At 54.5% G+C, this 21,461-nt stretch carries 15 protein-coding genes; 2 read left to right on the forward strand and 13 right to left on the reverse strand.

Annotation, left to right across the window (positions count from 1 at the left end):
• Positions 1–14 precede the first annotated feature (14 nt).
• The 7 genes from G7Y43_RS02945 to G7Y43_RS02975 form a co-directional block, all read right to left on the reverse strand.
• Complete coding sequence (locus G7Y43_RS02945; protein ID WP_165043927.1) at positions 15–1,211, reverse strand: DUF5979 domain-containing protein; 1,197 nt, start codon at positions 1,209–1,211, stop codon at positions 15–17.
• A complete protein-coding gene (locus tag G7Y43_RS02950; protein WP_165043929.1) occupies positions 1,201–2,388 on the reverse strand; it encodes a class C sortase in 1,188 nt (395 codons plus the stop codon). The genes G7Y43_RS02945 and G7Y43_RS02950 overlap by 11 nt, the downstream gene beginning before the upstream one ends.
• 305 nt (positions 2,389–2,693) lie before the next feature.
• Positions 2,694–4,244 (reverse strand): SpaH/EbpB family LPXTG-anchored major pilin, encoded by a 1,551-nt coding sequence (locus G7Y43_RS02955; protein ID WP_165043931.1) that lies wholly within the window; start codon positions 4,242–4,244, stop codon positions 2,694–2,696.
• A 213-nt stretch (positions 4,245–4,457) separates the two neighbouring features.
• Positions 4,458–5,078, reverse strand: coding sequence for a signal peptidase I (lepB, locus tag G7Y43_RS02960; protein ID WP_206215078.1), 621 nt, complete (start codon positions 5,076–5,078; stop codon positions 4,458–4,460).
• On the reverse strand, positions 5,075–6,361 hold the full coding sequence (locus G7Y43_RS02965; protein ID WP_165043933.1) for a hypothetical protein: 1,287 nt from the start codon (positions 6,359–6,361) through the stop codon (positions 5,075–5,077). Before G7Y43_RS02965 ends, lepB begins: the two co-directional genes overlap by 4 nt.
• Positions 6,362–6,512: 151 nt before the next feature.
• A complete protein-coding gene (locus G7Y43_RS02970; RefSeq protein WP_165043935.1) occupies positions 6,513–11,033 on the reverse strand; it encodes a VWA domain-containing protein in 4,521 nt (1,506 codons plus the stop codon).
• Between the two features lie 346 nt (positions 11,034–11,379).
• Positions 11,380–12,801 (reverse strand): ATP-binding protein, encoded by a 1,422-nt coding sequence (locus G7Y43_RS02975; RefSeq protein WP_165043937.1) that lies wholly within the window; start codon positions 12,799–12,801, stop codon positions 11,380–11,382.
• A gap of 425 nt (positions 12,802–13,226) precedes the next feature.
• On the opposite strand from G7Y43_RS02975, the gene G7Y43_RS02980 reads away from it, so the two are divergent.
• Positions 13,227–14,045, forward strand: coding sequence for a hypothetical protein (locus G7Y43_RS02980; protein WP_165043939.1), 819 nt, complete (start codon positions 13,227–13,229; stop codon positions 14,043–14,045).
• 41 nt (positions 14,046–14,086) lie between these two features.
• On the opposite strand, the gene G7Y43_RS02985 is transcribed toward G7Y43_RS02980, so the two are convergent.
• Positions 14,087–14,722, reverse strand: coding sequence for a GNAT family N-acetyltransferase (locus G7Y43_RS02985; RefSeq protein ID WP_165043941.1), 636 nt, complete (start codon positions 14,720–14,722; stop codon positions 14,087–14,089).
• A gap of 81 nt (positions 14,723–14,803) precedes the next feature.
• The gene (locus G7Y43_RS02990) at positions 14,804–15,883 is read right to left on the reverse strand and encodes a YafY family protein (RefSeq protein ID WP_165043943.1); all 1,080 of its coding nucleotides are present in this window, start codon (positions 15,881–15,883) and stop codon (positions 14,804–14,806) included.
• Positions 15,884–16,138: 255 nt separating this feature from the next.
• Between G7Y43_RS02990 and G7Y43_RS02995 the strand changes: the two genes are divergently transcribed.
• On the forward strand, positions 16,139–17,653 hold the full coding sequence (locus G7Y43_RS02995; RefSeq protein WP_165043945.1) for a TrkH family potassium uptake protein: 1,515 nt from the start codon (positions 16,139–16,141) through the stop codon (positions 17,651–17,653).
• A gap of 105 nt (positions 17,654–17,758) precedes the next feature.
• Here the strand turns inward: G7Y43_RS02995 and G7Y43_RS03000 are convergent, their stop codons facing one another.
• The 4 genes from G7Y43_RS03000 to G7Y43_RS03015 all read right to left on the reverse strand — a co-directional run bounded on the left by G7Y43_RS03000 (position 17,759) and on the right by G7Y43_RS03015 (position 21,380).
• Entirely contained in the window at positions 17,759–18,178 is a 420-nt protein-coding gene (locus G7Y43_RS03000) for a peptide deformylase (protein WP_165043947.1), read from the reverse strand.
• Between the two features lie 80 nt (positions 18,179–18,258).
• The gene (locus G7Y43_RS03005) at positions 18,259–19,902 is read right to left on the reverse strand and encodes a class I adenylate-forming enzyme family protein (RefSeq protein WP_165043949.1); all 1,644 of its coding nucleotides are present in this window, start codon (positions 19,900–19,902) and stop codon (positions 18,259–18,261) included.
• A 234-nt stretch (positions 19,903–20,136) separates the two neighbouring features.
• Positions 20,137–20,589, reverse strand: coding sequence for a universal stress protein (locus tag G7Y43_RS03010; protein WP_165043951.1), 453 nt, complete (start codon positions 20,587–20,589; stop codon positions 20,137–20,139).
• A 59-nt stretch (positions 20,590–20,648) separates the two neighbouring features.
• Positions 20,649–21,380 carry an NAD-dependent protein deacylase gene (locus G7Y43_RS03015; RefSeq protein WP_165043953.1) on the reverse strand — a complete coding sequence of 244 codons (732 nt, stop codon included), beginning with the start codon at positions 21,378–21,380 and terminating at the stop codon, positions 20,649–20,651.
• Between the last annotated feature and the right edge of the window lie 81 nt (positions 21,381–21,461).

A 21,461-nucleotide genomic window follows, 5' to 3' on the forward strand; every position in this document is an offset into this window, starting at 1 on the left:
ACTCCCCCTTCCCGCTAGTTCTCAGATGATGCAGCGCCATGACTGTAGGTAGGAGCAAGTACCCAACCGTTATTGCCGCTTTCGTCTTTGTCGTAGGTAAAGCTGTTGGTTACCGAACCGCCATGCACCTTGGTGTTGCCAGCAGTGTTTTCGAAGCTAACACGTGCCACCTCGTCGGCCTCAATGACTGCCGTTTCCTCAGAAGCGCCCACCACCGTGTACGACGCACCCGAATATACCTCGCGCACCACTACGGTGGAGCCCACCGGTATCTTGTTTTCAATGAGCACGTTTTTGCTGTCCGGCTTGTTAAACACGACGGAAACCACGTCGTCGTACACTTTGTTGCCACTTACATCGGTAGCCTGCACGCTAAACACGAACGTTGCCGCGCTGTCGACAGCAGAACCATCGGTTTCGAAGGTATCGAGCGTCTTTGTTATTTCAAGCGAGCCCATGCGCGGTTTCACTTGCGGCTTCAGCAGCGTGTCGGCTTCATAAAGCCAATCGGTTCCGCTGGCAGTGGTTAAGGGCTGGTCTGCGGCCGCCTCGCGCGTGGGAAGTGACATAAGCACGGGTTCGAACGCGCATTCCATCAGCGGCGAATATGCCACGGTGGCCGTTCTGCCGTCCTCGAGCGTTGTCGTGTAGTCGGCTGCGACAAGGTTGGCTCCGTGCGCCACCAACAGGTACAAGCCGCTGGGAAGCTGCGAGAAGCTGGCCTCACACGTTGTATCTTCGCTCCCTGTCGCATTCATGGTGGCGTGGGGCGTGTCGGCGAGCGTGGGGTTAGTCGAACCCAGGTCGGCAAGCGCCGCAGACAAGGCCGCTTGCGCGAAGTCCTGCGACGCCTGCGTGGCGGCTGTGCTGTCACCCGAGGACATGGTGTTGTTTAGCTTCGTAACGTCAAGCTTCGAGAACGGCCCCTCTTCCACCGGCTCATAGGTGTAGGTGTCATAGCCGGGCGTTTGTACCGCACGCGCCACCAGATAGGCGTCCACCTGAATGCCGCCATCGTTGCTTGCGAAGGATTCAGCATCTTCTAAGGCGGCTTCCACTGTCAGGTTGCTGTTCTTGGACAAGTCCAAGCTGGGCTGCGCTGCAGACGCTAAGCCCGCCGCAGCCAGCAAGCACAGCACCGACAAAGACGTAGCCGCTAGGCACGCAAGCCACCTGCCTTTTCGTGTAGCAGCTGAAGCGTTACCGTTCATGGTGTTCCCTCCTTGCGTCGGAGTTATCAACAGAGGAATCGTTGGCGGGCGCATAAGCATTGTTGTCAGCGTCAACATTGGGGCTGTTGTCGTTGGAGCTGTTGACACGTTCGCCAGATGCGGCATGTTCAAACGGCGCAACGGGCGTACTTGACCCTTCGGTCACGGCAGACCCACGCCCTGCGGACGCAGTAGAAGCCACATCGCGTGCGCGATGCACATCGGACGTTGGTAGTCCATCGGGTGTAAGCGATACGGCACGCTTGTCAGCCTCGGTCATGCGCGCAGGCTTGCGCCGGTTCGCTATCAGCAGACCTATCAGAGAAAGCAGCAGAATTGGCACGGCCACAGCAGGTGCCATAATGTGAATAGGAACACGCCGCGCATCGTATTCGTCGGCAAGGTCGTTGGGAATACCGTCCACCCGATACCCGCGCACCAACAGCCGGTGCGAGTTCACGCCGTAGGGCGTGCAGGTTTGTAAGGTAGCGTACTCGGTGCCGTCTTCGGCCGCCAGCGCGTCAATTTGTGCAGGCTCTACAATGAGCACCTGGTCAACTTGGTAGAACATCTCATTATCAAGCACGGTGATGCTGAAGTAGTCGCCTTCGTGCATCTCGTCCAAGTAGGTAAACAACACCGCCGAGGGAAGCCCGCGATGTGCAGACACCACCACGTGTGTGCCAACATCACCCGTGGGAAGGTGTGAGCCCTCCAAGTGCCCCGCCGACGTTTGCAGCGTGCCGTCGCTGGTACCGTGATAGATGGGCAGCTTCACGTCAATCTTGTCGACAGTCACATACCCGATAAGTCCATTACCTGTTACGTTGAAAGCTTGTTCGTATTCTTCGTGAATGCTGGGGGCACCACTGAAGCGGTCGGACAGCGTATCCAAGTGAGCGTTGTAATTGCGCGCTTGAGCAACCAATGCCGCTTTCTCTTCTTCGGTGAGGGCGGCTACAACTTCCTGGTAGCCTTCAATGGCACGCGTAGCATGCATCGAGTTCCACCAGTCGCTCACCGCCGGGTAGCAGAAAATGCCAATACCTGCGATCAACGCAAGTGCAATAAGGATGTTCGATACAGAAACCCGCCGCTTCTTCTTCGGAGGTTTACTGTTTGAGACAGTGGAATTAGCAGCGTCAGAAATCGTGCCGTCAGAGACACCGCCACGCATAGATGCGTCCTGACCACTAGATGAGCACACGGAAGTGGGTGTACCCTGCGCACCAGATGCAGAAGCAGGCGCAGATGCGCCTTTTCTTTTATGCGGTATGTTCTTTTGCTTGAACACGGTAAAGAACAGCTGCTCCTTGCGAAACGATGGTTCGTATTAGTTTGGCTTGTTGGTTGATTTGGCCGGGGCATCAACCCCCGTTGCTCGCCGCGCGCCAACGCGAAGGCATCAACCGGCGCGGCAAGACGGGAGCGGATATGCCGCCCCCGTCCGTAGCTTGCGGAAGAACCGCAAAGAGTAGGGAGTTATGCCGAATGCTTCGCAGAACGACGCTTGATAATGAGAGCCGCCAGAGCGCCCACAATCAGAAGTCCGCCACCCACATAGAAGATCGTGGTACCGATGCCACCTGTACTGGGAAGGATGGAACCGGTGTTGTTGGCAACAGGCTGGGATTTGGTCAAATTCGCCTCAACAGGAGTCGTGTTGTCAGTATCCGTACCCTTGATGTTTACCTCAACGGGTTCCGTCAACAGATTGTAGCCGGCAGGAGCTTCGGTCTCCACCAAATAGTACTTGCCATCTTTCAATCCAAGGAAGCTAGCAGCACCATTTGCATCGGTCTCTACTGTAGTCCCGTTCCCGTCGACCCACTCTACCTTTGCTGGGTTGGTACCTTCAGCGGCTGTATACTTATAGTATTTGCCCGCTTCGTTCTTCAGAACAAACTTGGCATGCTCGAGCTTCGTATTCATGTCAGGATTTACGGCATCAGCAGCTTCGCCAGCCTTCTTGGCATACTTGACGATATTAATCTTGGCGCTATAAACCTGCTCATTGTCAGTCTTAGTCTGCGTGTCACTCGAGACATCAGGATTGTTGCTGTACTCCAGCGTCGCATTGTTATTGCTGATCCCACCGGCAGCATTCTCATTTACCGTTGCGGAGTACGTAACTACAATCGGAGTATCAAAACTAAACTTCGTAACATCAATGCTGATGACAAAGTCTTTTTCGCCAGCATCATTACCAGTCATAATCGTGCACTTATCGGTTTTCGACGTAATGTCTTCATCGCCGACCATAATTTTGATGTCGTTCTTGAAAGTCAGACCCCGAGTCATTTTGTCGGAGATCTTATATGTATACTCAGTAATATTCTCAGCGCCAGTAGTATCAGGCACCGCGCCAGTAATGGTAAACTTAACGGTTTCGCCGATCTCGACGTTCTTCTTGTCAGCTACCTTATTAAAAGGAACATCGTTCTTGTCATGGATATTCGCCGTGGGATTTGTGGTGGTCAGATTGCACAGTGCACCGCTATCAGTAGTAACAAGATAATAACCCAAATCCAAATCACCAACAGTAACACCTTCATAACCCGCAGCAGAGGTCAGAGATGCCCCCTGCTTGTTAGCAGTCACCTTCTCTTTCATGGCCATAGCGAAACTAGGAGCGGAGAATTCCTCGCTAAGAGTTACTACATAGATATCACTATTATTTGCAGAAGGTGTCAGAGTAATGCCCTTTCCGGTGAACGCGCCCTTTGCATTAGCCGTGGCAGCAGAACCATTATTACCCATGTAGCCAATAACATCATTGAACCACGAATTGGGAGCAGTCTTATTGATGGTGTAGGAATAAGCGTCCTTGTCCCCATTGTAAACCACATCAAAAATCTTATATGCGGTATATTCCCTATTTGTTTCCGGATTATCGATCGTAATTCTACCCTCGCCTTCAGCAAACGCAGCTGCTGGGACCAGCAGGGCAGCCATGAGCACGGCTACTGCTATGCTCGTTAGTTTTTTAAACGCGGATTTCATCTCTTTCCCTTCAATCGTAGTTCGGCGCATAAGCGCCCTTTCCTTCGCCGCTTGCGCGGCCTGCGTCATCTTAGGGAGATGCCCCCTTCCTCTCACTCTCTATAGTTCCTCCTTCCACGATCATTCCTCATACTGCATCTATTTCTCACCAAGGCTTTTTGCCTGGTCAATTGTCAACTGCTCGCGCGCGACGTGCGAGGTGCTCGCTTTTGCCCCTGCGTGTTGCATCCGCAGAAAGCGGCACTAACTAACCGGGCCGAAGCGGTTTAGTGGCCACACGCGAAGCGCCAGCTTGCCTACCATGTCATCCGGCGACACGCACCCCACCTGGGAGCTGCGGCTGTCCACGCTTGTTTCGCGATGGTCGCCCAGCACGAAGTACTTGCCGTCGGGCACCTGGTAGGGCAACTTGATGTCGCACGTTCCCAGCGCCTTGTCGGTTACGTAGGGCTCGTCGAGCTCTTGCCCGTTCACCGACACGTTGCCGTCTTTGTCAATGTCCACCCAATCGCCGGGCTTTGCCATCACGCGCTTCACCAGCACGTTGTTGTTGTGGTAAAACGCCACCACGTCGCCCTGCTCCAGCTCGCTCGTGCCGAGGGCCACCACCACGTCGCCGTCTTCCAGCGTGTCGGTCATGGACGACCCGCTGATCACCAGCGTCGGCAGCATCAGCACTGCTGCAAGCACGGCCACCGCCGCCACTACTACCAAACCCAGAAGCGTGCTGCTTACGATGCGGCGCTTCGATTGCCTGCCTTGTTCGCGTGTGAGCTCGGCTTGCACCGATTCTGAGTTCACGAACACCGCCTGGCACGTGATTGCAGCCGGGGTTACCTCCTGTTCCTGTTCTCCAGCGCTCACTCATCGGCCGCCTTCGCGTTGTTGCCTTTCAGTGCGGGCGGAGTTGCGGGAGCATGCTTTGCTTGGTTGCTAGCAGATGCTGCTACGTCCAACTCGTTAGCAAGAGCTGCTACGTCCTGCTCGGCGGCGGATGTTGCTTGGTCGAGCGTATCCGCTTCCGCTTCGCTAGCAGACGTTGTGGGATCCGTCACAGACACTGCGTGTTTGCCATCAGACGTTGCCACATGGACGACCGGTGCTGCATGGGCAGGTATTGTCTCGTGAGCGAATGGATCCGTGTGAGCAAACTTGCTGTCTACTTCCTTGCATACCTCTTGCAAGCTGGCGATATACCAATCCGCTGTAACGTTAAATGCTTCCAGCGCGCCACGCACGCCTTCGGCGGCGTTCACGATGATTCGCGCGTGCTTTCGTTCTTCTTCCTGTGACACCTCCAGTTCGTCGAGTCGCGCTTGCATGCGCGCGATACGTTTGTCTTTATCGTCAAGCCGCCCTTTCAGGCGCTCGATTTGCTCATCTTTTGCGTCTAGTTTCTCGCGCAGCCGCTCGTTGAGTCTGGTGCAGCGATCAAACTCGTCCGCGACGTCACGCAGGTAGTCTTGCAGGCGCTCGGCGTCTTTGCTTTGCGTGAGTAGCAGCTGCAGCAGGTCTTCGCGGCTGAGCCGCGAGAGGTCGCGCGACTTCGTGACGATGACGTTCTCCAGCGAAGGTGCGCTCATGGCCTGCTCTTTTGCCAGTTGACCGGAGGATGATGACTCATCGGGCGCAGACCACTCAGCCGCAGGTTTCGGTTCAGGCGCAGGCTTCGCATTGGCCGACTGCGATTCGGTTGGTCGAGAAGTGCCTGCACTAGCTTTAGCATCAGTTTCTGCCGATTGCAGCTCAGCAACTTGCGATTCGCTTGTTTTTACAACAGTTAGCTGCACAGCCCCAGTATCAGCTTCCGACGGCTGCGGTTCAGCTGCTTGAGGCTTGGACTCTTGCGACTCGGACTCGGGCTTTGCCTTCAGTACAGGAAGAGTAGCTAACAGGCGTGACTCGACTTGCTGCAATTCTGACGTATGTGAGTTAGCCGCCTCCGTTTCGGACGTTTGTGAGCCATCTGCTTTTGACTCGGCTAACCGTTGCTCAGCCGCACGCGCTTCAAACATTTTCGGCTGAACCGCCTGCACGCTGACTTCTTGCGACGCAGCCACGCGCGATTTGGCTGCATGAGTACGAGCAGCCTGCAACTCGACCGACATCGTGTCGGCTGCCTTCCTCTTCTTGCCGAACAAGCCCATGAGTATTTCACCTCCGTCCTCTGTTGTCCTAACTTCTGTCTACATTTCTGTCTTTATTGGCACCTTTACTACCGACCTTGACATGGCTAGCGCTGCCGCTCGAGATTCGAGCGCGCATTTTCGCCTGCTATGTCATGGAATAATCGCCTCGTTACGCGCTAGATGCGCATTTTCGTCGTCGCTTCGCTGCCAAGCCAACACCTGCGCCCGTCACAAGTACCGCGCCGACGACCAAGTTGGTCCATATACCCCCACCACCGGTTTCGGGCAACTTGTACGATACTTGCACAACGGGGGTTTTGTATTTCTTAGTCTTAGGAGTAGCATCTCCGTTCACGACATAACTGACCATAGCTTCTTTATTGGAGTCAAATCCTGGCTCATAAGAACTAGTTTTATTCAGGATATTTTGATTATCCGTTGTGTTGAGGTAGTCCGTGCCTTCGTCACCTTCATCTGGATATTTATATCCTAATGTCTCATACTGCCCATAAGCATAATTGTTTACCTCTATATTGAAAGACAGTGTGTAGGTGCAACCAGCTTCTAGCTCATAAGCGGGATTAAATATCGCGGATACTTTCTTTCCTTCATGACTTACACTTTGCACGATAGGCCGACCATTGATTAATTGATAGGATTCGTAATTTTTAGTTGTTTCATTCCACTTTAACGGCCAAAGGACAGTTTCCCCATTTTTGTCCTTCTTGACCACCTTATAACCAGGATCAGTTTCGCTATATAAGTCCACGTAATCACTCAAGGTGTCTTCGATCTTAAAGTTGTTTACATTGGGACATTTCGAATATGTTCGCATAGCATTCTTTAACGTCTCTGTATCTCCAACTGAGACAGATCTCGAAGCATCATTATTTACCATTTGTTTCAAGATCGTATCATCGAATGCAGACTCACCACTGCTGCTGTTCTCGGGTTCAATACCTACGGTATAAATATCAACACCAAGACCCGCGATGTCTTTCATGAATACGTCTCTATAATATTCCATTGTCCCAGTTATGCAGCGACCATAATCAGGTAGAGTCTTATCTGTCTCTATTCGTGCCCATCCACTACCCCATCTTTGGCCGTTTGAAGCATTCACAAAGAATGTCGGTACACCATCGGAGAGGAATATCATTACCTTTTTATTACTGTCATCTTCTACCCCTTTAAATAGCTGAGCAGCCTTCCATAAACCTGCACAGTAATTGGTACTCGGATGATCATCCTGAACGGTCCCAGATACTGTAACTAAACCTTGCCCCTCATGCCCATCTGCCTGCACATCTACAAACTCGCATGCGGCAGTACCCCCAGTCATCCAATTGGTGGTATTACCGCTAAACGTATAAGCCCTTGCATCGGGATCTACATCATAACCGTTACTTTTCTTCCCTGTCTTCCAATCGTAGTACCGATTGCGTGTGCCCCAGTAGCCATCGTAATCACTATAGTATTGTTCATAATAATATTCGGGTGACGGTTGGCTGAGATAGTCACCAGCGGCTCCCCTCGTAGCTTCTGGACTGTAATAACCATTGAAACCTACGACGGCGACTTTGTTAGCTGAATTCATATCCAGAAAGTCGTAGATGAGACCTTTTTTTCTATTCTCTTCGTTAAACTGTGTCGAGTCAGCTGTTCCATTCAAAACTTGGCTGATTGCCTGATATCTTCTCAGGTTGACATTGTTCGTACTGTCCGTACTGGTCGTGTCTTTCATATCTTGTGCTTGCATGCTCCATGATTCATCTACCACAATCACAAGATCGACACCTTGTTCATCCTTACTTTCGGGTAAGACAGCATCCAGGTATAGACGGTAAAGGTCGGTTTCCTCTCCGGGGTTCAAACCTTCTTGCACTTCGGTATCAGGGTTATCTACACCATCCCTGAAAGCATCAATGGTTTTGTTGCACATAAGGTCTAGTTCGCCTCCACTGACAACGGGATCGAAACCGGGCTTCGTGTCAGAGACTTGAATAATAGGGTGGGCATAGGGGTTTGAGCCTTGTACCCCGTTTATCTTGTAGCTAACCTTAGCTAACGACTCCGATGTGTTGGAAGCCGATGCGTTAGAATGGAAGCCCCTCCGATTAGTATCGGTTACGTCGCTCGACTCGTAGTCGGTTCCTTCATCGCCCGTATCAGGGTAGTTTACATGATCTTTTTTGTATTCATATGCTGCATCGCTGGGTCTTATGTTGAAAGAGAGTGTGTATATCCATCCATCCTCGGGATGATATCCAGGCTCGAACTCAGCCACTACTCTCTTTTGGTTATTCGGATCGAGTCCCACGTTTTTCAGTTTGCCGTTGCCTTCATCTGTTCTCCCGCCACTGTCCCACAGAACCTTTTTTGACGGCGTTCCATCGGCCTCGTCCTTGGTCATAGTCACCAGGAAGTCTGGCTGGTGACTATAGACATCGGCATAGCCACTGAGGGTGTCCTCTATCACCAGTTCAGTCACAGGAGAGCTGTCTACCGTTTGCCACAGGGCCTTTTCTATGTCTTCCGCAGTTGTTGCCTTGGTATACTGACCGCCGCTTGTGGTTGCCATGTATTTCAGCACGTCTTCTCTGTCGATCTCGGAATTGGGCTGATTGTCGGGAAAAATCCCCACAGTAGAGACGGGGATTCCGTTGCGTTCGAAGAAAGCCTTGAAATAGTCTTTGGTTGGTTGGTTGCATTTTGTGACGTTGTCTTTATCCTCTTCTCCTCCGTTCCCGAGTCGATCCTCTCCTCCTTTTGAATTCTGGGCCAAATAATATGTCGGAACACCGTCGGAAAGAAAAAGTACTGTCTTCTGGTTCTCGCTATTTGCATTCTTGAGCAATTCTTCTGCCTTTTTCAGACCAGCGCAGTAATTGGTTCCTCCTCCATTCTCTCCATCAACCTTTATAGCGGCAGGGTTGCTTGTCCAACCTCCGCTAAGTACTACTGCATCAGGATCATTAACAACATCAGATTTTCCACGAAAACCTATGACGGCAACCCTATTCTTTGTTGGGTTTGCGTTTAAGAACTTATAGATGAGACCCTCTTGGTTAAAACTGTCCTTGGAAGTTGTGCCGTTAAGAATCAGCCTGACTGCCGCATCTCTAGCGATGGGGTTTGGACTGTTTTTGACCTCTATGTCCTGCTTGTTATACATACTGGCAGATTCGTCTACTATGATTAGGAGGTCGGTTCCTTCGATGGGGGTATCATCTTGCTGCACCTTTACCTTAGCATCCAGGTAGAGACGGTAAAGATCGGTGCCATTGAGGCTCGTATCGGGGTTTTGATTGCCCTTGTCGAGCCTATCGATGGTCTTGGCGTTGGCAATCGTTGCAGTGGCGCTTCTGATAGTCCGGCCAACGCTCGCGGTATCGGTGGTGTAGACCGTCGGCATGTCTTCAAAGCCGCTCGTGGCAATTCGAGTTTCTACAATCTTTTGCAAGGCTTCTGCATTTTCTGGGACTTCTGCATAGCCGAGAATTCGCGTGTCGGTGTAATCGGCGCTGCGCTCGTACTCGATGCTTTGTACCTTGTCGGTGTGGCTTGTCGCATCTTCCGCGTCACCCTGAATGACACGGATGCGGTCGGGATTGTTCTGGTCGGCGGGCAGCAGCGCTTCCACAATGCCTACGTGGTCAGCTAAGGCCGTAACTTCCGCATAGGCGGATACCGCCTGGTCTTGCGCGGCAATTTCTGCATTCTGTGCGTCCTGCGCGGCAGCTTCCTCACCTTGCCCGGCTTCCGCACCCTGCACCGCGGCGGCCTGAACCTGCGCCTGAGCCAGCTTTTCTGCGGCCTGCGTGCGTGCGGTAGCTACCTTTTCCGCATCTTCTTCCTTAGCAAAAAACACCACATCGCCCGGCTTGGGCTCATATCCGCTTTCTACGGGGTGATACAACCCGTACTCCGGGCTTTGCAGCGCTTGCGTCCATTCGGGACACGTGAGCGCCACCGGGTATTCGTTCGCGCCAGCGTAATGCAGGCAGAAGGCTGCAAAGGGCACGCTCCAATTAGCATAGGGGGTGTTAGCCCACGCGCCGTAGCGGGTGTAGCCTTTCTGCTCGCCGTTTTCGTTCGTGGTTAGGTTTTCCTTGCTTTCGGCGTAGTTCAGCTGCGACTGCGCGACGGCCACCACGTCGCTCGGCCAGGTGCCGGTGAGGTTGGTGGGCAGGGTTGCCTCCCACTGCTGCGGGGTTTCCGTGCCGGCCTTGGCGTCGCCATAGCAGCTTTCGCTGTGAGTGTGCTCAGGGGTGGTGCAGGTGAGGGTTTTCTGGTAGCATGCGTCAGTGTGGGTGTGACCTGGGGTTTCTGGCGTTGTGCAGGTGAGGGTTTGAGAGCTTGCAGCTTGCGTTGCTTCGGAAGTTGTTTCGGTTGCTGTGCCGTCGGCCGCTTGCTGCTGCGGCTGCGTTGCCGCATAGCAGCCGTTCGCCACCGAGTGCTGGTGGGCTTGCGCTTCTTCCTGCCCACACGCCAACGTTTGCGTATAGCAGGCATCAGAGTGCGTGTGCTCGGCGAGACCGCATGTTGGGTCCCCCGTCATGGCAATGCCGGTGTTCTTCAACGCCCAGAACACTCCGAACACGACGAATACCGCAGCAAACACCGCCGCGGTAAACGCGATCCTCTGCAGTTTTCTATTCCTGCGAGCAGCCTCCAGATAAGCCCGCATAGTACTCGCCCACCTTCGTATCCCATGCTAGCGCACCTGCTACCAGGGGTTCTGGGTGCGCCAACCTGCTGTTTCGCACGTGCTTTGCGGCCCGCTTCACCGTGTTGCGCTTACGCACGTTGCGGCAATTTGCCTCGGGGTGCCGTTGCGCGGGGCGGTTTTCCGCCTTAAAGCGCTGCTACTCCAGCATGTTCCAGCGTTTTCAGTACGCCTGATTGTAACGCCGCAGTGACCTTTCGTCCACAGATGGGGTACTAATGTCCCCCCTCCCCATTTGTGGAGATTTTTTCGGGCGCTTGGGGGCGCTTGGAGTGTGGCAGAGAACACACCTAACCCTTCAGCACATTTAAGCGAAGTCTGCAAAACTTGGGGGAGGAACTAGAAGCGTTTCGGCGGCGCAACCCATGCGCGAAAGCTCGTCTTGAGCATCGATTCCTTCGGCAGCCAGTTTCTCTATAGCAAACGGTGCAAGATAGAGCGGCATATAGTGGACGGTTTTTTCTTCACGCTTCTCGACCGAAACATTTGCCTCGGAGAATACGTAGGCGTTTTCTATGGCATATTCACTCGAAGACAAGAGGTTCGTAAGCGCCACATGTCGCTTATACGCCTTCCCCGACTTCACTTCAATAGGTACAACCTGGCGCGATGGCGTTTCTCCGATGAAATCAACCTCACCTCGCCTGCTATGACGATAGTACCGAGGGACAACAAAAGCTGACGCCAGCTCTTGTGCAATCACGTTCTCGTAAACTCCTCCAAAGTTCACATCGGAAGCCCCCGACACGATTGCCATAGCCACAGAGATTGGATATCGGGAAACGAGCATACCAGTATCGCCTGCATAGAGCTTGAAACGATTCTGTTCCTCGGTTCGCTTCAGGGGGCATTTTGGCTCAGAAACGTTGGGTACTTTTAGCGCTGCGCCCGCAGATACAAGCCAGGCAAAGTCGTTTGCATAGCGCTCAAACGTTGCTTTTTCTTTCAAAGAGCGCAGCTCGAAACGCTTGTTTTCCTTGTCGAGCTGACTTGGCATGGCGTCGTATATCGAAGCGACCTGAAGCGTTCTGGATTTTGCGTATTTTGCAATATCTTCACGGTAGAGCCCGACGAGCTCGGTGTGAACATCCCTCACCGCCCCCAAATCGCCGTGTGTACACGAATAGCGATCAACAGCTTCGGGCATGCCGCCAACAACAATGTACAGCCGAAACAGCTTTGTTAGTCGCTCGTGCAACGAAGCTTCAAGTGGTGTTTCTGTTTCGAAGTGCTCGCGCATCGTTTGCCAAAGGGAGTCGGTTACCCCTTGTGATTTACAGAACTCTTCGAAGTCAAGCGGGAACATTGTCTCGATGTGAAGATACCCCACCGGAAACGACTTCACGTGCTTGAGCGCCACACCAAGGAGTGACCCTGACATCACAAGCCGAAACCTGCCATCTTGCACGAGGTATTTCGACAAGGTGACAAGATTCGGTGTTTCTTGCACTTCGTCAAAAAAGACCAGTGTCTCACCAGGGATAACCTCTCGCCCAACCATAAGGGATAGTCGCTCGATGAGATCTCGCGCGCTTGTCGCTTGTGAAAGATACGGAGCTCGTTCGTCTCGAAGAAAGTCGACTTTGACATAGCTCGAAAACTCGCGGCGCGCAAATTCTTCAACAAGATAAGTCTTTCCTATCTGACGAGCGCCGTCGACAAGAAGGGCCTTATATGGCGATTCTTCTTTCCACTTGAGCAACTTTGCGTATGCTTTTCGCTCGATCATAACCGCCCTCTGTTCTGGGATTACAGCACACTTTGTTCGGGGTTTGTTTCCAATACGGCTGTTATCATAGCATATTATGCGTGCAATACATGTGTTTAATACAACCAGTATTATACCTAAGAATGCGTTCTATATATGTTTCTAGTACAACCTTAAATTTACTGTGATATGCGTTCGGTTCATGCGTCTGATGCAGCATGTATTGATGGTCTTTATGCGTTTTGCGCGACGATTGAGTCAATGTTGTGCCGGGACTATTTGCGCCTGGTAGGCAGTAGGCGGGAGTGGGCGAGAGCGTAGAGTGCACTATCGTGAGCTTTTCAACCTTTTATTGTCCGTAAAAATGGACTTGTTTGTGGCCTTAGGCGCGTATGCTGCAGTTACTCCGTGAAAACAGACCGAACATGCAGCAAAGGAGCCCTGCCATGACCACCACAGCCGCCCTCACGCGCAACATAACCACCATCGCCGTGAACAGCGCTCTCACGCGCCCGATAACCGCACTCCCTACAACCGCTCATCTCATCGACTTCCCCACCGTCAGTGAAACAATCGCCCCCGCCGCTGGTGGGATGGCCGCCCCTGCACGCCCGTTGCCCGTCGGGACGACTCGCACAGCTGGCATCGCACGTCCATTTGCTACACCTGTCTTACGCAACGAGCCTTCCAGTGACGCAAACAACAACGGCCTGGCTGATGATAACAACGAGCTGGTGCTCGCCAGCGGCGACACGTATCTGACCTGCGTGTATGACAGCTCGGCCACGCAAACGATGTCGTCGTGGCAACGAATGACCGACTTAGCCTACAGTCTGCGCGACAAGCAGATCATGGATATCATGCGCGGATGGGACTTAGAAGACGGCGCATGGTTACAGGACAGCCCCCTGGTACTGCGCTTCGAGCTACAAGACGTTGTGCTGGAGCCAGCTGAGAATGGTGAGCTTCGCATCTGGCAAGGCGTGCTCGACGACGAAAGTGACTGCATGCTACGCGCCAACTGGCTACCAGACGGCGCGCATCTCACCGGTGCTGACCGCGCGCGCCTGCAGCGCGAACGGTGTCGCCGCAACACTGGCATAGCGCAGGCTTGCTGGCTTGCCTACCAGCCGCTGCTGCAGCTTGTAGGCAAGCGCACCACCATGATTGATTGGTTGGCGCTCGGCTGGCGCATCGCACGGCGCAACCACGCGCTGGCCGACTGTCTGTTCACGTTCTCCCACGCGCTGCAACAGGCCTGTTAACCGTAACAAGATCGGTAGGGACAACAGGGACGTAGCCTCTCTTAGTGCTCGCCAGCGCGGCGGGCGCGGGCTTCGCGCACCAGCTCTTCGAGATCGAGCTGGTCACGCAGTGCCGGGAACGGCACAATGGGGGGCTGCTGCGCCAAATGGGGTGCGATGTGCTTTTCCATCCAGCACATGTCGTACCACCGACCGAACTTGTGGCCGCACTTCGTAAACCGGCCCAAGTACGAAAATCCCATTCGCTCGTGGAAGTTAAAGCTGTTGCGGGTAAGATATTCGTCCTCTTTCAGCGGATAGGCAACTGCGGCGTTCATGTTGGTGAACCCCTGCTTACGCAGCACCGCCTCTAACGTTTCGTATAGCAGACGGCCAACGCCTCGGCCGCGCTCACCTTGCCGCACATAGATGGACGTTTCTACCGCCCAGTCGTACGCCGAGCGCTGCTTGAAGGGTCCTGCATATGTGAAGCCAACCACTTCGTCGTCATGCTCGCAATCGATGGCGGCTAAATATGGGTAACGAGCCAAGTACGTGCCCATTCGTTTGGAGAATTCCTCCAACGTAGGTGGCGTATCCTCGAACGTAACCGCAGTGTTCAACACGTACGGAGAATAGATGGCCAGTAGAGCTTCGGCATCTTTCAACGTGGCGATCCTAATTTTGATGTCAGTCATGGGGTACCTCATGCTCATTCGTGCGAAAAAACATTCTTCGTATTATACGGGCACAATACCGCGCGCAATGCCTGACCAGATCTATTTTACCGATATCGTACCTGAACCTTCGTATAGGCTCGCCGCATCGCGCAGCCATTGTGCGTATTCGCGCCGCACCGATGCGGGCTTCTCAACGCGAATTTGACACCCAAACTGCGCAAGCCATCCGAACAGCACCGGACTCACCATAACAGGAGCAACCACAATCGCGGCAGGTTCACCGGTTTCTTGCGAGGGCAGGCTACGACCTGCCGCCGGAAACACCTGCATAGCATCGCCGAAACGATCGGCAACCGCACTCATAGCGGGCTCGGCCACCAACAGCGTCACAGTTGCCATGCGGCCTGCGTACATGCCGAAGGCGCAGCACCCCATGCTCGCAGGATCGTAGGAGCGCACTGTGTCGTTGGCGCATGCAGCGCAGTCGAGCACGAGCAGCTTGCGCATACGGTCGATGCGATAGTTCGCGAAATCGTCGTGCGACTCGTGGTAGGCAACCAGGTAGTAGTTTCCATCGGAATACACCACGTCAACAGGCGTAACCACGTATGGCCTACCTTCGCGCTGTTCGACCGGCTGAGCAGCCGCGTTCAACTTGCAGTAGCAGAAGCGCACCTGCCGCTTCTGTGCAATGGCTCGCTGAATCACATCCACGTTGACAAGGTCGCTATGAGCCTGCGTTGCCGGGCGCCCCTGCACGTGCACGCGCTTGTCGAGCAGCGCGCTTTGGCGCTTCCCCACCAACTGCTTCACGGCGGTAACCAGCTCGTCGGCCTTCTGTTCCGATATGAACCGGCTACTCTGAATCGCATCGATGATCAGGTTCGCCTCGGGTACGTGTAAGCTGCGGCTCGCCAAGGCGTAGCGCGCAGGCGTGCGCCCCACCATGCGCACGTCCATGCCAAACTGGCGCAGCACATTGATGTCGTCATAGACGCTCTTCCGTTCGGCCGAGACACCTTGTTCTTCAAGCCGCTCGATAATCTGCGCCATGGTCAACCCGCATTCGGCATCGGTTTCTTCGTACAGCATCCGCATGAGTAGCAGCAGCTTCAGCTTTTTCTTCCCTTTGTCGTTGCTTTTGTTGTTTCCCTTATTGTTTCCCTTGTCGAGCGGCATCGCGCGCTTCCTTTCCCTTTTCACGCGCAAGCCATGCGCGGCTGTAAAGCGTAACCTTCGCATGCCATTTCGCGAACGAACCGTGACAATCACACAATCATAGCGCGTTCGTGCAAAGACGCGATAGAATACGGGCATGATGAAGCCGACAAGCACATATGCCGCTTTTGTAGCCATTCACCACGCCGCACAGACAGGCCTTGAGAAGGGCTGCGTCGAACGGATAGAACACTCGCGCAACGAGGTGATGTGCTAATGTGGATTCGCATGACATGGAACGACGTGCGCATCGTTTGCCACTACCTTGGAGTGCTCGTTCTCTTCTCGTCGGTGCTCATGTTAATCCCTTTCGCCACCGCCATTGTCTGCGGTGAATGGAATGTGGCGCCGCGTTACCTGCTGGGAATGGGCGTGTCACTGACCGTTGGCGCGCTGCTGCGGCTCATGCGCATAGCGCCGGGGCAGCTGAACCGTCAAAACGCCCTGATTGTTACCGGCTTGGCGTGGATTGTGTTGTCGCTGGTGGCAACCGTGCCGCTGAGCATGTCGGGGCATTTCGACACCTGGTCAGACACGTTCTTTGAATGCGTGTCGGGCTACACCACCACCGGCGCAAGCGTGGCATCTAACCTCAACCACATGTCGCATGCCGACAACATGTTCCGGTTTATGATGCACATGGTGGGCGGCTTGGGCGTTATCGTGATTGCGCTGTCGCTTGGCCTGCTGAGTAAGGGCGCCTCGAACCTGTACACCAGCGAAGCGCGCACCGACCACATTGTTCCCAACGTTGTGCAGACCACACGCTTCATCGTGCGGTTGTCGGCGGTGGTTATCACGGTTGTGTTCTTGGTGCTAACCGTGTGCTGCCTTATTGCTGGCATGCCGCCATTGCGTGCGGGGTTGCATTCGCTGTGGCTGGCCATATCGGGCTTTTTAACAGGCGGATTCACCCCGTCGTCGTTAAGCATTCAGTATTACCATTCCACCGTGCTCGAAATAACGCTGATGCTGACCATGATACTGGGTTCGATCAGCTTCGTTGTGTACTCCGAGGTGCAGCGCGGCAGGTTGCGAGCATTCTTTGAAGACCTCGAGCTGCACACCATGTTCCTCTGGCTTATCGTGATGACCTGCGTTATGGCCGCGACACTGAGCACGACCGTCACGTTTTCCGACTTGCCTGCCATGCTGCGGCGCGGGCTGTTCATGATCGTGGCAGCATTCACCACCACGGGTTTTCAGAACATCACCAGCAACCAGATGATCACGGCGTTCTCGTCGGGCGCGTTTCTGGTGCTGGCTATTCTCATGGCCGTGGGCGGGTCGACCGGCGGCACCTCGGGCGGCATCAAGTTCCTGCGCCTAGGCATTATCTTAAAGTCGGTGCTGCGATCCATCAAGGAAACCATTGCGCCTGACAGCGCGCGCGTGGTGGTTACGTACAACCACATGGGGCGCCGCGTGCTCACGCCAAGCGTAGCAAGCGAAGCCATGACGATCTTTGTGCTGTACGTGATCACGTATGCAGCAGGCGCGCTGGTAGGCGTGGCGTACGGATACGACGCTACGCAGGCAATGTTCGAGTCGATAGCCATGACATCAAACGGCGGGTTGTCCGCCGGACTCGCCGCGCCAGGAATGCCGCTTGGTCTGGAACTTTTCTACATTCTGCAAATGTGGGCGGGCCGTCTGGAATTCCTCACACTGCTGGCACTGATCGTGAAGATAGCGTCATCGGTGATCCCGCGCCGCACGAGCACGAAGTAACACGCACGAAGAAGCGTGTATACATGCAGGAACGTGCGCACGCGAAAGAGCGCATGCGCACGAAAGAACCACGGAAACTGAAAGCGGCCGTATGAGCCCGACGCCCTACACCAACACGCCGTTGCAGTGGTCGATGCCGTGTTGGATGATTTCGGCTGTCCAATCGGCGAACTTGCGCTGACGCGGCACCAGCTGACCATCTTTCAGGATCTCGTAGGTGATAATAGCGCGCTTGAAGCGGCGCACTTCGGAATCGACCGGCAAGCTGAAGCAGCCTTCGCGCGTTTTGTAAGGAATAAACCCCTGCTTAATGGCGGGGTTGAAAATGGCGTAGAGCTGGCCATTCTCTTCGTAGGCCACAATGGCCTTGCGCTCGCCGATCTGATTGGCTGCCAAACAGGCGCACTGCCCATCCATCGACTGCATGGTGTCGAACAAATCTTGCGCCACCGACGCGTCGTCGGCGGTGGCAGCCTCGCAGGGTTGCTGCAAGAACTCGATGTCGGTGACTATTTCTTTTATCATCGGTAACGCTCGCTTTCAGGTTCTTCTTAGTGACTTTACTAGGTTTCACGCACGGTTGCTAGGTTTCGCGCGCGCTCGCTTTACGCTTTGTTCTCAAGCTCGACAAGTTTTTCCGCCCCATATAGACGGCGCAGCGCTGGCTTCTCGATTTTACCCGTGGCGTTGCGCGGCACATCGGCGAAGATGATGCGGCGCGGACGCTTGTAGCGCGGCAACTGCTCGCAGAACTCGTTAATGTCGGCTTCGGTGGTGGATTCGGCTGCTTCGGGTTTCAGCTCGATGACAGCTGTGGCTATCTCGCCCAATCGCTCGTCGGGTAGTCCGATAACGGCCACATCCTTCACCGCCGGGTGCGCCGACAAGAAATCCTCGATCTGCACCGGGTAGATGTTTTCGCCACCGGTAATAACCACGTCTTTCTTGCGGTCGACCAGCCAGTAAAAACCCTCTTCGTCTTGCATGGCCATGTCGCCGGTGAGCAGCCACCCATCCGGCGTGATGGTTTCCGCCGTAGCCTCGGGGTTGTTGTAGTAGCAGTCCATAACACCAGGTCCGCGCACGCACAGCTCGCCCACTTCCCCTGGCTGAACGTCGTTGCCATCAGCAGCGGCAATCTTCACTTCCCAGCCGTAACCCGCCACGCCAATAGCACCCACATGCTCGATATTTTCCACACCCAAATGCACACAGCCGGGGCCAATGGATTCGGACAGGCCGTAGTTGGTGTCGTACTGATGCGCGGGGAAAATGCTCTTCCATTTACTGATAAGGCTCTTTGGCACTGGCTGAGCGCCAATATGCATGAGACGCCACTGGTCAAGCTTGTAGTCGACAGGATGAATGCGGCCTTCTTCGATGGCTAGCAAGATGTCTTGCGCCCACGGCACCAGCAGCCACACGATGGTGCACCCTTCTTCGCTTACAGCGTCGAAGATGGTCTTTGGGCTAACGCCGCGCAGCAGCACCGCCTTCGAACCGCTGATCAGGCTACCAAACCAGTGCATTTTCGCACCGGTATGGTACAGCGGCGGAATGCAGAGGAACACATCGTCATGCGTTTGCCCGTGATGATGCTGCTCAACCTGCGCGGAATGCGACAGGCTGCGGTGCTTGTGCAGGATAGCCTTCGGGAAACCCGTGGTGCCGCTGCTGAAGTAGATGGCACCGTAGTCATCGTCTGAAATGGGGATCATCGGGTCGGCGCTCGAGCAGTTCGCGGTAAGCTCATGGTAGTCCTCGGCAAAGCTCGGACAGTCACCGCCCACATAGAACAGCAACCGATTGCGTTGGATGGACGGCACAATGGCCTCGATGCGCCCGATGAATTCCGGGCCAAACACCAAAATGTCGACGTCGGCCAAGTTCACGCAGTACTCGATTTCGTCACTGGCGTAGCGGAAGTTCAACGGCACAGCAATAGCGCCTGTTTTCAGGATGCCAAAGTAAATAGGTAGCCATTCCAAGCAGTTCATGAGAAGGATGGCAACCTTGTCGCCAGCTTTTACGCCACGATTGATAAGCAGGTTCGCAAAACGGTTCGCCTTTTCATCAAACACTTTCCACGTGATTTCGCGGCGATACGCCTGCGTTTCGGTATTCTGCACCAAATCGTAGTCGCGCCACGTGATGCGCCGCGGTTCCTGAATCTCGGGATTGACCTCAACCAACGCGACTTCGTCGCCGTACTTCCCCGCATTGTACCGAAGATAGTCGATAATCGGCATTGCCTTGACCTTCCTGCGCCCACCGCGCATGCTTTCTCTCACACAATAAAGCTCGGATGAGATTCTAGCGCACTTCGCCGAAAGCGGGCGAACAAGAACACAACGCCTGCCGAAAAATAGGGGAGGGCGGCTGATCGCACTTTTGGGAAGTCAGCCGCCCTTGTATCACGTCACAGCAGAACGATACGCCAATCGAAATGAGCCGATGGCACTACTTGATAACTTACTCAATAACTACTTGATGATGAGCACCGGAATGTCTGCATGCTGAAGAACGGCTTGGCTCACGCTACCCAGCAGACCCTGGATAGCCCCCAAACCGCGGCTTCCCATGACGATGAGGTCGCATCCGTGGTCGTGCGCGTACTTCAGCACAAGACCCTGCGGAACCCCGTGCTGCACCACAATCTCGACCTCGGAAGCGAAGTCACCCAAAGCGGCATCAACGGCGTCCTTGACTTCAGCGAACAATTCTTCATCGGGCCTGGGATGCGTGTCTTCAACCTCGAAGCCCGCCATGCGCGCCGTAACCGCAAACGTGGACTCGCCAATCTCGCGTGGATCGAATGCCGTCAGCGCAACAATCTTGTCAGCAAGTCCTACTTCAACAAACTCGCGTGCCGCAACAAGCGCCCTGTTCGCCTGCTCGGATTTGTCGTACGCAACAAGGATAGTTTTATAAGCCATGGTTATCCCTTCCCTTACGAAATTTGCTCTGTCACCATTATAGCGATGCGAGGCCGGTCTTAGAAGTCAAACACCTCGCCAACCTTCGCTGCGATGCACAGGTCGGCATGTTTGTCGGCGCTGGTGGGGCTTAAATTTACAATAGCAAGGCGATCACCTTGGAAGTACTGCAGCAACCCCGCTGCCGGATACACCACCAGCGACGTGCCGGCAACCACCAACAGCCGCGCGTTGGCAATGGCGCGGATAGCTCCTTCCACCACGTGGTCATCAAGCGGTTCTTCGTAGAGCACCACGTCGGGCTTCACGGTGGCGCCGCACGAACAGCGGGGAACACCGTCGTCGGCACGCTCGTGCAGCTCGATCATTTGGTGAACGTCAAAGGCGCGCCCGCACTTCATGCAGAAGTTGCGATGCACGCTGCCATGCAGCTCAAACACGCTCTTACTTCCCGCCATCTGATGCAACCCATCGATGTTTTGCGTGACCACCGCCGAGCACACGCCTGCCGCCTCGAGCTCGGCCAACTTGCGATGCGCGCGGTTCGGCTTCGCATCGAGGGCGATCATGCGGTCGAAGTAGAAGTCGAAGAACTCGCTCGGATGCGCTTCGAAAAAGCTGCGCGACACCATAGTTTCAGGGGGATAGGCATACGTTTGCGAGTACAGCCCGCCTGTACTGCGGAAATCGGGAATGCCGCTTTCGGTGGACACGCCCGCGCCGCCGAAAAACACCATGCCGCCTTTCGGGCATTCGCGAATCCACGTTCGCAGCGTTTCAATGTCGGTCATAACGAAGGCTCCTTCCTACGGCGATTACCTGGCACACGGTGTGCAGCATTCGCCATGCGCCGCCTGCCTGCCCCGATTATA

Origin of the sequence: Adlercreutzia sp. ZJ138, assembly GCF_011038935.1 — a bacterium.
In the GTDB taxonomy this organism is placed as follows: domain Bacteria; phylum Actinomycetota; class Coriobacteriia; order Coriobacteriales; family Eggerthellaceae; genus ZJ141.